Origin of the sequence: Scytonema millei VB511283 (assembly GCF_000817735.3) — a bacterium.
Lineage (GTDB): Bacteria > Cyanobacteriota > Cyanobacteriia > Cyanobacteriales > Chroococcidiopsidaceae > Chroococcidiopsis > Chroococcidiopsis millei_B.
The window spans coordinates 1,346,955-1,362,510 of sequence record NZ_JTJC03000001.1 but is presented as its reverse complement, the minus strand read 5'-3'; the positions used below and the strand labels follow the sequence as shown (position 1 = coordinate 1,362,510).

Sequence of the window (15,556 nt, the reverse complement as noted above, 5' to 3'; positions counted from 1 at the left end):
ATGTCAATCATCTGAAAAACTAGCCCACTGCTAATGCTTTTATAGGAAAGAGACTCGTTATTATAAATTGTAATTTTTACTAATAACTGCCTCTTTTTAGTAACTCAATCAGTCGTTATAGGAACTCAAAGCTGGACAAATACTAGGACGTTCGCTGCCATCAACTGCATAGGAATAGCTACTTCCTGAACCTTGTGCAGCACAAAGCAAATATTGAACCCACAGATCGTCACGACCTACTTGCCTAAAATACTCGTTAGGAGGAGCCGTAGGTAGTGTAGAAAATCTCTCAGAAAATAGGTCCGAAGGTTGAGATAGGATTGCGACATCAAAACCCCACAAGCGGTTTGGTGCTTCAGTGTATGGAGTTTCGTTAGTATGATTAGCGTCACCTGTATTATTATTGTATGCTGTGTATTTGTAGTTAAAAACGCTCATTTCGCCATTATTATAAGCAGCATTACCCGATGTTTTCCTCTTATTGAGAACAGCAGCAGCAGGTCCGGTAGCGTAGGTACTACGTTTAAGCTGAATAAAGCCACCTTGAATTTTCATGTTCCTCTTTTGTGAGAAATTAGAAGGATCTCTCCAGCTTTCTAGAAAACGTACAAAGTTCTCGAAGTCATCTGGTTTTTCCTCTGGACGGCTAGGCATGTTACCTGCAACAAAAGCAGCGTTAAATTGAGATGTTTCTGCTGAGACAAGTTGCGTCCATTTCTCTTCAATCTTGCCGTCATCTGGTAGGTCGGTTGTGCTGTCCCCAGGAGTTCCTTGTGGTGAGTGAATTTGTAGAACTGGTATGAACAAAGGCTGATCGCTGCTAACAATAGCTGTGACATTAGAAGTACTAGGATTGCTAAATTGAACGGCGTTTGAGTTCCCTAAGAGCCGACCTTCAATTTCCGTATTGTTGCCCATGTGCATAGAAGAGCCACCAAAGACGGTACCTTTGATTTCATGAGATGAAGTCACATCTTCAAATTTGACACTACCACCATCTAAAATCCAAAACACATTGTTAGGTTCGACGTTTGTGAGAACAACTTTAACACCGCCACAGCTTGTGCTACATTTACTGTCGCCAAAACTGAAACTACCACTGGGAGCTTTAAGAATAAATACTGCATTTGGATTACTACCACTGTTGAGATTAATAGTTGCATTATTGTTAAATTGCTTAACTGCACTGGGTATTTGATATACGTTGACATCAGCAGCAGCTGTGAGAGTACCACCAGCAGCAGTGAGCGAACCAGTAGGAACTGGGGATGTTAGGCTGTCTAGTATATCTCTTGTACCTTTAATTACTCCTGAAACAGTACTGGTATTGCTATTATTACCAGGACAGTTACCTACAAAACCAGTATCACCAACTGTTTTGTATTTCTTGGTAGACCCTTTATTACTTGCAAATACGCAGACTGCATAGGTAGAGGCTTTATCAGAGGTAGGTAAATTTAGGTTAGCTACAGTTGAATCCCAACTGGTTGGACACGGCACTAAACTACCTGCTGTTACAGTTTTTTTGACGCAAACTGTTTCAGGTAACAGCAAACCACTACCAGTCATGTATTGAAGAGGAAAGTTTTTTCCATAACGGTCGGTACTTCTATCAGTGCGGTTGGTTGGGTCATTGGCATCGCTAGACATTCTGTACCACAAAGTAGAATCGCTATTGCGAGGCTTATTACTGCTACTGTTATAGGCGTTGTATGTTGTAGCGCCACTAGAATAATTTTGATAGGGATAAGGAGTAATATTTCCAGAGCTATTAATACCAATAGGAATAGGGTTGGCTTTGTCAGTAGAGTCTGTCAAAATCAGCCGATTGCTCCCATCAGTTTTTCGCAACACAGCTATTCGTCGTGGATACCGTCTATAGTCAGCAGCAGCAAGTGTTGCTGTAGTGCCTGCTTTATGGGTATTGATATTAAAAGCTGCGCCGATCGTAGTTGCATCAGAGGCTTTGAGATTTGTCTCTGGGTTTACATACCAGTCATTAGCTCCGCATGTGGAGACAGGTAGCTTAGTGCAGACTTCCATTAAATACTCTGGGAAATTTACCCGTCTCTGAACTGGAGTTACTCCGTTAGTTAGGTAAGAGTTTCTAGAAGACGCATAACCGCTACTATCTGCCCAATCAGCACTGGTAACAAAACCGTTATTCCAAAAACCAATTTTCTTACGAGTGTCAGCAAAATTACCACCAGTATTATTTCCGAGATCGAAGTCCCCTTGATTCCGAAAACCATCTTGAAAACTACTAGAAAGTAACTTGACAGCATCAGCATAAATGGCTGCTTGTCGCCAAGTATCGCCATCAGTAGAACCTGTAGCACATCCAGTTTGTCCCGAACGACAGGCAAAGTTAGTATTTCGTCCGTTCCCAGCAGAACCGTCTCCTCGCGTGTAAAAGTCTCCCCAATCATCGTCTAGTGGATTTTCAAACTCTTCTACAGTTGTTCCTGCTGGCGTGCGATGTAAGTTAAAGCCATTGTTAGTATCAGCTTTGACAAACACTGCTAAATCGGAGACTAGAATTAAACCTTTTTCTTCTTCTCTATATGCATTAACCCTAGCGAGATTACTGCCATTAATGAGTCTAATTCCATTTGGGCGACGGGTGGGATCGACCTTGAAATCAGTTGGGCTGAGTAACTTCCTACTACTCAGATCGGCAGAGGTATCGCTGAGATCGAGTAGCGCGTCATCTCGTGTAGCATAAATCAAACCACTATTTGGTAGTAGGTACTCTTGGCGAGTAGATCCACCAATTGTAGTAATTTTCAGTTGATTCATGTCGAGATCTGTAACCCTAATTTCTAGGGGTTGGCGTTGCTCTAGTTCTATGTCATATTCAGAACTACCTGTTGTTTTGTCAATTGCCTTAATTTCCCTACCTTCGAGGAAAGCTGCTTCTTTGATTGTTCCGTGAGGAAGGGGAGGTGAGCTAGCGACGCTAAGAGTCCCGTCGAGGATCTTCAAACTACAAATTGCTGTATCGAGAGCTGAGTTGTCTGCTAATGAGCGCGTGCCGCTAGCATCAATTTTTTTCAAAGCATCTCGCAATGGTTGATTGACTATTCGCCCATTCGGAAACACTAACCTTGCCTGTTGGTTGAGCTGAGTTCGGTAGGTTCCTACTTCTGTAATTCTGGCGCTATCAGTGCTGTAAGGAGCAGAATAAACAATACCATTGTTAGATCTACCGTTAGTAGTATCAACACCATAACCAGTATTGTGATTTAACTTGTTTTTGGCAGTGGTTGCATTCGTTGGATCGAAATAGCTACTTACACAAGCCAGAGGAGTGCGATTTAAGTAGCTATTCGTAGCTGAGACTGTATATGAAGAGTCCTTATGATGATAAACTGCTGTCGCTCTCATGAGCAAATCGCCTTTTCTGTTCGAGCCAGCAATTTCACTCGCTCCTCCAGTCATAGGCATCAAATCTGTCCACGCAACTATATTTTCGTTACCACTGTTGATTGACGCAGTAGTAAACTGCTCAATACTTGTTGGATTTGAAACTATATTCGTGTCCCAAGTAGGTTTTGGCAGAAAAGAATAAGTGTTGCGAACGAAAGAAGGAGTACCTACTGTAGCAGAACCATCATCATCAACATAAATTCCAGCTCCGGTAATCACCCGCAAGCCACCGACATTGGACACATCAGATTCAGGTTGTTGTGCAGCAGCATTTTCCCAAAAACCATTTCGTTCAGAAACCCCTAAATCGGGAAGAATTTCTACACGAGTTGTACGATAACGAGGTTCAGTATTAGGCTCAGTCCATTTGATTGTACCTGTGGTGTCCAGAAATTGCTTTTCATTAGATCCACTAACGTACACGCCATCTTTTTTCCAATATGCAGGTAGGTTATTTCCAACTAAAATGCGATCGCCTACATATTTTTCTTTTTTCGCTTCCTGTTGTTTTTCTGGTTGAGTTTGTGGTAGCTGAGCCGTTAGCAGCGAGAGGGGACTGGTATTTGTAATTTCTTGCCAAGCTGCTGGCGGTTCAATAGTACCTGAAGTAAAAACATTTGAACTAGTATACGAACCTAATGCACCTGTACCAGCGTAGGATGTGATTTCACCATATGGAACGCGACGAATATGGTTTCTCAAATAAATTTCTATTTCTTCTGCTAGAGCATCTTGAGCGTTTAAGCTACCACCTGATGCTGTTAATTTCTGTTCAAATCCTACTTTCACTTCTGAAGGATATTGGCTGACAGCATTAACACTACTTACTGTTGGAAGGTTTGTGTACGAGGTTACAGTCCCGCCATTAGTTGAGTAAGTGAGAGCTTTTTCCTTCATCAAAGCAATACGCTTATTGTATGCAGCATCGTTGTAAGCTACGGTTTTGCCTCCTCCTACGTTGACGGATTTATTAGTTTCGCTAATTGTACCAGTAGTGTTAGAGAAACTAGGACCAACGAGAACACCTGCTCCTTTAAATAGATCGACTGTTACATCTGCTGCATTATCATCTTCGTCAGTAATGCCTCCATTTGCGACGTTACCGCCAACGGTGATTTTACTATTCTCTTCCTTATAAAAACAGGAATACGCACTACTAACTTGAAACAGTCTAACGCCTGTATTTCCTCCTAAAAGTAAATTTCCATTGGTGAAAACTCTACCATTCAAATATAAACTAGGACCAGGAGTTAAGATAATGTCGTCTTGAAATAAAGCTGCGTTACTAACAAGAGGAATTCTACTACGATCCTGTTGAAACTCTAAAGCTGAAAAACTTGTATTGCCACTATATTTTTCGTAATTAGTCGTATCTGTAGGATTGCTAGTAATCGGAACTGTTGTAGTGTAAACAAAAAAGTTTTTAATTAGTTTACCATCTGATTTAAACCAACTAGAATCACCGATTAAGCTGGCACTAGTACCAGATGCGTTAGCGCATTCATTACCAATGCTACCTGTCATAGGTGGAGTTCTTGCCTCTAGAGGGTTTCTAGCTCGATTAAATTTTCCATCAGTAGCGCGAGAGGGGTTTCTGAAGTAAATACCGTAGAGGGTATAGCTATCAAGCTTACCATTGTTATCTGTATCAACTGGAAACTTCCAAGCAGTATTCAGAGTTTCATCATTTTCTAATTTGTATTCTGTGTTAGGTTGTTTTTGAATTCCATTAGTATTATTGATATCAAATGCAAGCTTTAAGCGAGTTTCATCGCCAAGTGTATATTTATCACTAATAAAAGCATTATATAAGGCAATATCAGATGGAGTTGTACGTGGAAGTTTCGGATCGTTAAATAGTGCATCTATCTTAGCTCTAGCGCGATCTAGCGCAGGTTCAGCCGCCTTCAGAACAGCTTGATTAACCCTGACATTACTTGCTTTACCAGCGCGATCGAAAGACCGAAATACAAGAGCTGTAGTTAGGAGAACAACTACTAAAGTTACCATTGCCACTGTTGGCAAGATAAAGCCAGATTTAGCAAGATGAGGTTGTCGTCCGCTAATTCCTCTCAATATAAGAATATAGCAGCGTAGAAGCCATTTAAATATTCTTGTCAGTGAGTTGATTGATAACCGCCAGATTGGTCTGAATAAATTCTGTTTAGTTCTGTGGCGCTTGCGAGTTGACATTTTTGCTTTCCTGCTAGTTCTCTAAAGACGTTGCTATTAGAAACAAAATCCGTGAATAAAAGCCAAATAATATTTTTAAATAGAAATAAGAATCAAAGCATTTTATCTGTATTTAACTCTAGAAACAAAACTAATTACTTCATGCAGATTCATGAATAAACGTCATTGTTACAGTTAGATTATTCCCTTACAGTTTTATCAAGTTAAATTATTAACAACCACAGCAAGAATACGAGGGTATTAGTTTTTATAATTGTAAAAATTTAAGTAAAAGTACGGTGACTTGAATTTGATTGAAGGTAAGGCGATCGCAAATTGCGCATATTATATTTAAAACCCTAGAAACTAAATTCACTAATTCTTCTAACTGGCTGTTAGATAGTTATTGAAAGCGCGATCGCACCAGTTGCCACAACGTTGTCTGGAAGACAGGAAATAGTCACGCGAGAAAAGCGATCGCCCTTTGCCTCACCAATCTCAATCTATAAAATCTATACTTTCTATAAAAACTACAGACGTAGAAAGTAAAGAGCAAATGGCAGGAAAGACGATATCTGCTTATACCGATATAGAGACAGCTAACCGCGTTGCTTATATTGCTCGAATAGAGCAGCGTAAACCCAGCCAGATTGCAGGCATGGCGCTCAAGCTTTTCGTCGAGCTACCACCAGAAGCGCGTGCGGCTTTGTGGCAGATTGAAGCATTTGGCTCTCCTGCCGATATGGAAGCAGTAATGCAAGAAATTGCCCGTACTTTGCTACACGCTCAGTACAGAGTGGCACATCGGCAAGTTACCGAGCAAATGAAAGTCGAAAATTTAGCACAACTCGAAACCGAAGACGACATCCTATCTGCGGCTAGACAAGCAGTAGAACGATACAGCTTAGCAGCTCAGCCTACAAGCCGCAATTTGAAGGCATGGGAAGAAAAAAAAGCCTTTATCCAGCAACGGATCGAGCAAAGCTCAACCCCTAATCCTACCTGTGAAGATCGTACTTGGAACCGCGAAGATTTATATGACCGCAAAGTTCTTCGTGGATACTAATATCCTGATTTACGCCTACGATACCAGCAACCCCGACAAACATACAGCAGCTCTACAAACCCTCGATCGCCTAGTTACCTCCGGTACGGGTGTCATCAGCACTCAAATTTGAGCTGAATTTTTCGTCACGGTGACAAGCGATCGCAAGTTTCCCAATGCCTTAAGCGTAGTCGAAGCCGGAAACCGGATTCAAAACTACAGACTCGCTTGGGAAGTTGTAGAAGTGACAGGCGCGATCGTGTTAGAAGCATTCCGAGGTGTAAAAGAATATCAGCTTAGTTTTTGAGATGCTCAAATTTGGGCGACGGCTAAATTAAATCAGATTCCGGTAGTCTACAGCGAAGATTTCAATCTGGACGCGATAATTGAAGGCGTACGCTTTATAAATCCGCTCGATCCTCCTAATACCATTTTGATATGACTATGCCACGGGAGATCTCCCCAACCCCCCTTTTTAAGGGGGGTTACAAGCGACCTATTTAGTGCAAAGATAAACAGAATTGGTATAACTTCAATACTTAGGTATAGTAGGGATATAGCTCTTCTTAAATATGTGGAACAAATCCGATGAGAGTTAAAGGCATAAAGCATGGTAAAAACATTGAATTATTAGAGGAAATAAATATTCCTGATGGTACAGAAATTTATCTGGAAGTTGAGATCGAGCAGCCTGTGAGCGAACAGGAGAGACTGAATAGACTCAACCAAATATTTGGAGCATGGAAAAATCAGCCCGATCTCGATACAATATTTGCTGAGATTAATACAGAACGTCATGCTTATCGCGGTAGAGCAATAGAACCCTTTGATGAATAGGGAAAGAAGTTGTGTATGTCTTAGATACCAATATTTGTATAGCTCTACTCAAACAGAATATTCTTGCAGCTGAACAATTTAACACCAAAGCAAGTCTTTGCTATCTTCCCACAATTGTAGTAGCTGAGCTTTACAAAGGAGTTTACTGTTCTCAACGGGTATAGCAAAACTTGACCATACTAGAACAATTTCTTAACTTGATGCTAATTGTTGAGTTTGACCGAAATGCAGCTGAAGAGTTTGGTAAAATTCAAGCTGAGTTAAGAAGAATTGGTAGACCAACAGGAGAAATAGACGCAATAATTGCTGCGATCGCCCGTTCTCGACAAGATATTCTTGTAACCGATAACACGCGCCACTTTGTAAACATTTCAGGCTTGCAACAAGAGAACTGGCTTGAACCTTGACAAAAATCACCCAGTCCTAAATCTGCCATTGCTGTTTCTCCCGTGCTGTCACCAGAAATTCCAATTTGGCGCGATCGCGTTTCATTTCCCCTACACTCGAACCTTGGTAGAACAGCGCCCCTGTAGGGCAAGCATTCACACACTTACCGCAAGAAGTACAGGATTGCGACGTTCCCCAAGGTTGACTCAAATCGGTAATAACGTGCGAGTTTGTCCCTCTACCCGCCATATCCCAAGTGTGCGCCCCTTCAATTTCGTCGCAGACTCGGATACAACGAGTGCAGAGAATGCAACGATTGTGGTCGATGCCATAGCGATCGTGAGAAACGTCAACTTTGCGATCGGGAAAATGATATTCTAACCGGACGTGTTCCATACCCATTTCAATCGCCAAGTCTTGCAATTCGCAGTTACCATTCGCCACGCAAACCGAGCAAATGTGATTGCCTTCTGCAAACAACATTTCGACAATCGTGCGACGATAATTCTGCAACCTTGGGGTATGAGTTTTCACTTCCATACCCTCCGCAACTTTGGCGACACAGGCGGGTTGTAGTTTATGACTGCCAGCAATTTCTACCAAGCACAGCCGACAAGCACCAACCTCTGAAACTCCTTCTAAATAGCAAAGTGTCGGAATATGAATTCCCGCATCCCTTGCTGCCTCTAGTATGGTTTGCTCCTCAAGGGCGCTGATTAATTGGTCGTTAATAGTAAGAGTTTTTACTGCCATTGCTGCTGTTTTATCTCGTAATTGTGATTGGCGATCGCGGCACGGAATGATTCAAAATAAGAGCTTGTACCATACCCCCAACCCGCACTTATTTGTGAGGGGATGGTATAGCCGTCAAAACTATGCTCTGCTTGAACTTCGCCGCCAAACGGAATGTAAGCCCAACTACCATCGGCAGAGCGATCGCCCCATCGGGGTAAAGAAAATTTCAATAACTTGCCGTCAGGATCGATAATGAGTGTCAGCGTTATCGGTTCGCCATCAATTTTCAGACTTGCTTGAATCGTATGTTCGTCGATTACCCGCCAATCTACACCTTGTTGCGGCAGTAAAGCTGAAGGTAGCCAGATAAATTCCCCTGCGAGTCTTCCAATGCTAGAGCGGTTAATGTTGGGGTTGCTAGCCTTGACTAAGGGTAGAAGCCCCAACAGCGCAAATTGCATTCGCCCCGAACGATTAACATAATAATCGGCTCCTACCATTCGGAGTAAACCACGACCGATTGTTGCTTTCCAGATAAATCCTTGGCTAGAGAGAATTTCTGTAGCTTGCATCGGTAGCCAGGGTTTATCCTGCCCAAGTTTAAAATTACCATTCATTTTCAGGCGCACTGAGTTAGCCAGGGGAGTTCCTGGGGAGATCGCATGGAGAAAGTAGCGTTTGACAGGCTCAGGTAACTCCGTCACCATGTCCTCAGTAAAAAGCCTACCCACTGGTAACTCAAGCGATCGCTCTTTGGCGCTCATCTCTTGTGCGTTTCCCAGTCGCAAGATCGCTAGAACGAGTAAGGCGATCGCCAGCAATACACCAATGCCGAGGAAAATTTTAGTAAACATTTGCCTCACCAACCATAGCCAAATATTCATCTCGGAAATAACGCAAAGTGCTAAATACTGGATTAGGTGCAGACTGACCCAGACCGCACAAACTCGTATTTTTCACCATGTCGCACAGTTCTTCCAACAGTGACAAATCGGTTAACGATGCCTCACCCTGCCGAATCTTGGTTAATAAACGATGTAGCTGCACAGTACCAACGCGACAGGGAATACACTTACCGCAAGACTCATCCATGCAAAATTCCATAAAAAAGCGGGCGACATCTACCATGTTGGTCGATTCATCCATGACAATCATGCCACCGGAACCCATCATCGAACCGAGTTGAGTCAGCGATTCGTAGTCTACAGGCGTGTCAAAAGCTGAAGCTGGGATGCATCCCCCCGAAGGTCCTCCAGTCTGCACGGCTTTAGCCACTCCACCATCCGGTACGCCGCCCCCCATTGACTCTACTATTTGCTGTAAAGTCGTTCCCATCGGCACTTCAATTAAACCTGTATTGCAAATTTTGCCTGCTAGGGCGAAAACTTTTGTACCTTTACTTTTTTCTGTACCAATACTGGCGAACCAGCCAGCACCTTTACGAATAATCGGCGCAATATTAGCAAAAGTTTCGACGTTGTTAATTAGAGTCGGATTTTTCCACAAACCAGATTCAGCCGGATAAGGAGGGCGAGGACTGGGTAAACCCCGCTTGCCTTCGATTGATGCCATTAATGCGGTTTCTTCGCCACAGACATAAGCACCCGCACCAATGCGAATATCAATTTTGAAATCAAAAGGTGAATCAAAGATTTGACTGCCTAACAAACCGAGGCGTTGGGCTTGGCGAATGGCAATTTGCAGGCGACTAATAGCAGTAGGATATTCAGCTCGGACGTAGATATAGCCTTGATTTGCCCCGATCGCATAAGCGGCGATCGCCATTCCTTCCAGTACCCGATGCGGGTCGCTTTCCAAGACGCTGCGATCCATAAATGCGCCAGGATCGCCCTCATCAGCGTTGCAGATAACATATTTGCGTTCTCCCTTGGCTTTGGCAACGGTTGCCCATTTCAAACCAGTAGGATAACCAGCACCACCGCGTCCCCGCAAGCCACTTTGGGAGATCGCCTCTACCACCTCGTTCGGTTGCATCTCGTGCAAAACGTGGTAGAGTCCCCGATACCCTTCTGCGGCAATATAAGATTCAATCCGTTCTGGATCGACTTTACCGCTATTTTCTAAAACGATTGGCATTTGTTGAGTAAAAAATGGCTGGGTCAAATCGCCATGTCGCACCGTTGTTTCGCTGCCATCGAGGGCAGTAATAATAGAAGGCGTATCTTCAGGAGTGACTTTCTCGTAAAGCGTGCTTTCTGCAACCTGTACTAACGGTCCTTGACTGCACAAACGCATACAACCAACACCACAGACTTGCACTTTATCCCCTAAACCCGTCTCTGTCACTGCTCGTTCCAGCCTTTGTTTCACGGCTAAGGAATCAGCAGATAGACACCCCGCAGCTACGCAACAACGTATCTGTATCGGTTTTTGAGCGGCGCGTTCGTGCTGGGCAATTTCCTGTAATTGGGTTAAATCCATTTTTTAGCTGCCTCCTCGCCACCACCGATTTCGACTCCACTCTGAAGTTAGAAAAGAAGTATGAGAAACTTGTGAGGATGCACTCGGCTGGCGCGCCATCTACTTGCCTTCCAGCCATTCCTTCAGGCGATCGCAAGTTGACTCTGCCGTTTGATGTCCGCACACAGTCCCGTCAAATACGACCGCAGGAGCGATACCACACGCACCCAGGCAACGGGCTGTCAGTAAAGAAAGTTGTTTGTCTGCTGTCGTCTCACCAGCATGAATCTTCACGTTCTGCTCGACTGCTGCTAAGATTTGTGCTGCACCTTTAACATAACAAGCAGTTCCAGTACAAACCGTACAAGTGTGAACTCCTTGGGGTGCAAGGGAAAACAAGTGATAGAAAGTTGCCACACCATAAACGCGACTGGGAGGCAATTTCAAGCTGCGACTAACGTACAACAGAACATCATCTTCCAGATAACCGAAAAGTTCCTGTGCTTTGTGCAAGATCTCGATCAGTGCGTCTTGTCGAGCTTGATGTCGCTTAATCGTGACATCTAGAAGCTTAAAACGCTTATCGCCACTGGGATGAGCCGTGACGGTAGCTCGATCTGGCACTTTTGCAGGGGGATGAGAATGCATATTTTTGTTGCTCGCAGCTTAATTTAGCTTGCCATCCAGTCAAAAATCTGCTCTAACTGCTCCAGAGAAATTAACCCGTACTGCCACAGCAGCATGGGTAAGGGACCGGGATTCTGCTCGTTCAGCCGTAGCGCCATCGCGATCGCCTTGGGTGGAATTGCCAATTTTTCTTGTAAGAAGTCAAGCAGTTGCTCTTGGTGGCTCGCGTTCATCTCTTGTTTCATCGCTCGTCGCAGTTCAGTCAAATTTTCTGTCAAGACGCGATTTGCATCTTGACAAAAACGTCAATGTGTAACTACACCCTCAACAGCAGCAACTTCCAATAAAGTTTTCAAAACTGAATCTGGGTTGAGACTGATCGAGTCAATTCCTTGTTCGACTAGAAAGCGGGCAAATTCTGGGTAGTCGCTAGGTGCTTGACCGCAGATCCCAATCTTGCGCTGATTTTCTTTAGCTTTAGCGATCGCCATTTGTACCATCTCCTTTACGCCTTCATTGCGTTCGTCAAATAGGTGCGCCACCAAGCCAGAATCGCGATCGAGTCCCAAAGTGAGTTGCGTCAAGTCATTGGAACCAATTGAGAATCCGTCAAACACTTTGCTAAATTGTTTCGCCAAGATGACGTTGTTGGGAATCTCGCACATGACGTAGACTTGTAACCCATTGTCGCCCCGCTTTAAACCATATTTCTCCATTTCTGCCATTACCTTACGCCCTTCCGCAGGCGTGCGACAGAAGGGAACCATTGGAATGACATTGGTTAAACCCATCTCATCCCGTACCCGTTTCAAGGCTTGACATTCCAGAGCAAAACCTTCACGATATTTCTCGTCGTAGTACCGCGACGCACCGCGCCAGCCAATCATCGGATTTTCTTCTTCTGGCTCGAATTGCTTCCCACCTAGAAGATTAGCGTATTCGTTGCTTTTGAAGTCAGATAACCGCACGACTACTGGTTTGGGATAAAAAGCAGCCGCAATTGTAGCTATCCCCTGAGCTAATTTATCGACGAAGTATGATGGCTTATCATCGTATAAATGCGTTAACAAGGCAATTTTGTCTTTCGCATCCGCATCTTGCAACTTGTCAAAATGAATCAAAGCCAAGGGATGCACTTTAATATGGTTGGCAATGATAAATTCTAACCGCGCCAATCCCACACCATCATTTGGGATGGCTGCTAGACTAAAGGCTTCCGAGGGATTGCCCACATTCATCATGATTTGGGTGCGCGTCTGAGGTAAGTTTTCTAACGCCACCTCTTTCACCTCATAAGGCAAAATCCCCTCATACACCCGTCCTTCTTCCCCTTCCGCACAGGAAATCGTCACTTCCTGACCCGTTTTCAACTGGGCGATCGCGTTCCCAGTTCCCACGATTGCGGGGATTCCCATTTCTCGCGCAATAATTGCCGCGTGACACGTCCTACCCCCCTGATTGGTGACAATTGCACTCGCTTTTTTCATAATCGGTTCCCAGTCGGGATCGGTCTTGTATGTCACCAAAACTTCCCCTGGTTGAAAAGTGTCGAGTTTATGGACATCCAAAATGACTCGCGCTTTACCCGTACCGATCGCCTCTCCGACTGCACGACCTCTAACTATTACGGGCGCATTGCTACGCTCTCCTACGAGTTGATAGCTCTTGATAGTATTAGCAGATTTTTGCGATTGTACGGTTTCGGGACGGGCTTGGACGATGAATAATTCTCCCGTAATCCCATCTTTTGCCCACTCGATATCCATCGGGGTATAAACGCCGCGTACTGTCGAATAGTGGTCTTCAATGATACAAGTCCATCGAGCTAAAGTCAGAACTTCATCATCCGTCAGAGCATACTTGACTCGTTCTGATTCTGGTACGGTGACGTTTTTTGTCAGCTTGCTACCACCGACATCGTAGACCATTTTGATTTCTTTACTGCCCAAGCGTTTTTCTAAAATGGGGCGAAAACCTTGTTGCAGTGTCGGCTTAAAGACAAAGTATTCATCGGGGTTAACTGCACCTTGGACGACGTTTTCCCCTAAACCATAGGCAGCTGTAATTAGGGCAGCATTTTTAAAACCCGTCTCTGTATCGATCGAAAACATCACCCCAGAAGCCGCCAAGTCAGAACGTACCATCTTTTGCACGCCCACCGATAGGGCAATATTAAAATGGTCGAAGCCTTTAATTGTGCGATAGGAAATAGCGCGATCGGTAAACAGAGAAGCAAAACATTTATGACAAGCTTCTAGCACTGCTTGTACGCCGTGGACGTTGAGATATGTTTCCTGCTGTCCGGCAAAACTGGCATCGGGTAAATCTTCAGCTGTAGCGCTAGAACGAACTGCAACATCAGTTTCACCGCTAGAACGCTGGCAGGATTCGCGATATTCTGGCGCGAGGCGATCGCACAAACTCGCTGACGTGTCGCCATATCTTTGACACAATTGCAAATAAGCATCCGCGATCGCGCTGGTTAATTCTGGTGGAAACGGCGTATTGAGAATTAAAGCACGGGCTTGCTTACCTCGTTGCCGCAAGTTATTGACATCTTCCACATCTAGATCGGCAAATAGCGATCGCAACTGCGCTTGTAAGCCTGCGCGATCGATAAAGTAGCGATAAGCATGAGCTGTTGTGGCGAAACCCGTGGGTACGTTTACGCCTTTGGGTGTCAGTTGTTGAATCATTTCACCCAAAGAGGCGTTTTTACCACCTACTAAAGGGATATCTGCAATCCCAACTTCCTCAAACCAAAGTACAAAGGCTTGTTCTTTAGAAATCTGTAACTGGTTTTGCCGATTTGCTGTTGATTGCAACATAGACTCAATTCCCCTCATATTTAGGTTGAGTCAATAGAAGCTCGATAAGCCTTGGAAAAGCCATTGACTCTATCTACTTGCTCTACAGTTATGGGTTATATAGAAACAGTTTGAGGAAGTTGTGAGGAAAAATTTAGGTAGGAGACAGGAGACAGGGGACAGGAGACAAAATTATCGCGCCTCTTGTCTCCTACTTAAGTACGCTAGAAGTATTTTCTACTCATCTCGTAACAGCCAGAAACCAGTATAAGTCATGCCCGAGTCATCGGGTTGAACCAACAAAAAATGCAAACCTTGACTCTGTTGCTGACGCTGTGCGTAAGTTTGAGCAGATGCGATCGCCTCACTATCAGAAAAAGTCGCTACAACCCACCGATCTGCTAACCCTGCTTCTAAAACTAATCCCGCTAATTCGCCTGAAACGTAGTTGAGGGCAATCGGCTGCGCTGCTTGCAACCAACGGGCTAACTGCATGGATTTTCTGTCACCATAGATGATTACCCCTGGAACGGCAATTGTCGATGCTAAGCCTAAATTTAGGGGGAGTAGAGATTCCGGCATGTCTAAGATCGGCAGCGGACGGTCTTTAAATGCAGCTTCGAGATCTCCTGCTGGTAGACTAGCAAAACGCCAGCGATCGCCCCACAAATTTTCTGGTAGGGGGACGGGGGGTGGTTTGTCTATAGCGAGGGGGTTGTAGGATTCTCCATTAGTGGAATACTGAGGTATGCGCGATCGCAACCACTGTTTCAATGCCCCAGTGCGCCGCGTTGGTTCTACGGGAATACCTAGTTTTTGCCCTGCGGCAGCGATTAAACTGAGAGATTGGGGTCGAAAGACTTGGATTATATCTGGTAGCTGAGATGCAGCTAATTGCAACTGTTCTACCAGCCACGATGCATTGGCTGCTGCTTGAGGGCATATGGCTTCGTAGCGAAAATTCCCAGTGCGATGGTCGCTTCGCGAACCGCCTTCGGCATCGCAGATTAACAATTCCCACAATACCTGTCCGGTATCATCTCGCCACGGGCGACGATAAAAATCAGCTTGCCAAATTAATTTGTCATTGGTCATT

12 protein-coding genes and 1 pseudogene are annotated in these 15,556 nt (G+C 44.4%); 5 read left to right on the top strand and 8 right to left on the bottom strand.

Features of this window, described 5'->3' with window-relative positions:
- Positions 1-108: 108 nt before the first annotated feature.
- Positions 109-5,622, bottom strand: coding sequence for a hormogonium polysaccharide biosynthesis protein HpsA (hpsA, locus tag QH73_RS06135; protein ID WP_132866684.1), 5,514 nt, complete (start codon positions 5,620-5,622; stop codon positions 109-111).
- Positions 5,623-6,157: 535 nt separating this feature from the next.
- Here hpsA and QH73_RS27715 point away from each other — a divergent pair.
- From QH73_RS27715 to QH73_RS06115, 5 genes and pseudogenes are all read left to right on the top strand, one after another.
- Positions 6,158-6,667, top strand: a complete 510-nt coding sequence (locus QH73_RS27715; protein WP_063777335.1) for a hypothetical protein — start codon at positions 6,158-6,160, stop codon at positions 6,665-6,667.
- A complete protein-coding gene (locus QH73_RS28660) occupies positions 6,657-6,779 on the top strand; it encodes a PIN domain-containing protein (RefSeq protein WP_286194040.1) in 123 nt (40 codons plus the stop codon). Before QH73_RS27715 ends, QH73_RS28660 begins: the two co-directional genes overlap by 11 nt.
- 18 nt (positions 6,780-6,797) lie before the next feature.
- A complete protein-coding gene (locus QH73_RS27710) occupies positions 6,798-6,953 on the top strand; it encodes a PIN domain-containing protein (RefSeq protein WP_201277958.1) in 156 nt (51 codons plus the stop codon).
- Between the two features lie 281 nt (positions 6,954-7,234).
- On the top strand, positions 7,235-7,483 hold the full coding sequence (locus QH73_RS06120; RefSeq protein WP_039715624.1) for a hypothetical protein: 249 nt from the start codon (positions 7,235-7,237) through the stop codon (positions 7,481-7,483).
- 11 nt (positions 7,484-7,494) lie between these two features.
- Positions 7,495-7,890: pseudogene (locus tag QH73_RS06115) on the top strand (type II toxin-antitoxin system VapC family toxin).
- A gap of 16 nt (positions 7,891-7,906) precedes the next feature.
- Here QH73_RS06115 and hoxU read toward each other — a convergent pair.
- The 7 genes from hoxU to QH73_RS06080 all read right to left on the bottom strand — a co-directional run bounded on the left by hoxU (position 7,907) and on the right by QH73_RS06080 (position 15,555).
- Entirely contained in the window at positions 7,907-8,623 is a 717-nt protein-coding gene (gene hoxU / locus QH73_RS06110; RefSeq protein WP_039715623.1) for a bidirectional hydrogenase complex protein HoxU, read from the bottom strand.
- A complete protein-coding gene (locus QH73_RS06105) occupies positions 8,614-9,459 on the bottom strand; it encodes a DUF6544 family protein (protein ID WP_039715622.1) in 846 nt (281 codons plus the stop codon). The genes hoxU and QH73_RS06105 overlap by 10 nt, the downstream gene beginning before the upstream one ends.
- Complete coding sequence (locus tag QH73_RS06100; RefSeq protein ID WP_039715621.1) at positions 9,449-11,047, bottom strand: NuoF family protein; 1,599 nt, start codon at positions 11,045-11,047, stop codon at positions 9,449-9,451. Before QH73_RS06100 ends, QH73_RS06105 begins: the two co-directional genes overlap by 11 nt.
- Before the next feature lie 99 nt (positions 11,048-11,146).
- Positions 11,147-11,674, bottom strand: coding sequence for a bidirectional hydrogenase complex protein HoxE (gene hoxE / locus QH73_RS06095; RefSeq protein WP_052290043.1), 528 nt, complete (start codon positions 11,672-11,674; stop codon positions 11,147-11,149).
- A 23-nt stretch (positions 11,675-11,697) separates the two neighbouring features.
- Positions 11,698-11,886, bottom strand: coding sequence for a DUF2949 domain-containing protein (locus tag QH73_RS06090; protein WP_201278030.1), 189 nt, complete (start codon positions 11,884-11,886; stop codon positions 11,698-11,700).
- Between the two features lie 72 nt (positions 11,887-11,958).
- Positions 11,959-14,481: a phosphoenolpyruvate synthase gene (ppsA, locus tag QH73_RS06085; protein ID WP_052290042.1), complete on the bottom strand. Its 2,523-nt coding sequence runs from the start codon at positions 14,479-14,481 to the stop codon at positions 11,959-11,961.
- 216 nt (positions 14,482-14,697) lie between these two features.
- On the bottom strand, positions 14,698-15,555 hold the full coding sequence (locus QH73_RS06080) for a Tab2/Atab2 family RNA-binding protein (RefSeq protein ID WP_039715620.1): 858 nt from the start codon (positions 15,553-15,555) through the stop codon (positions 14,698-14,700).
- Position 15,556: the final 1 nt, after the last annotated feature.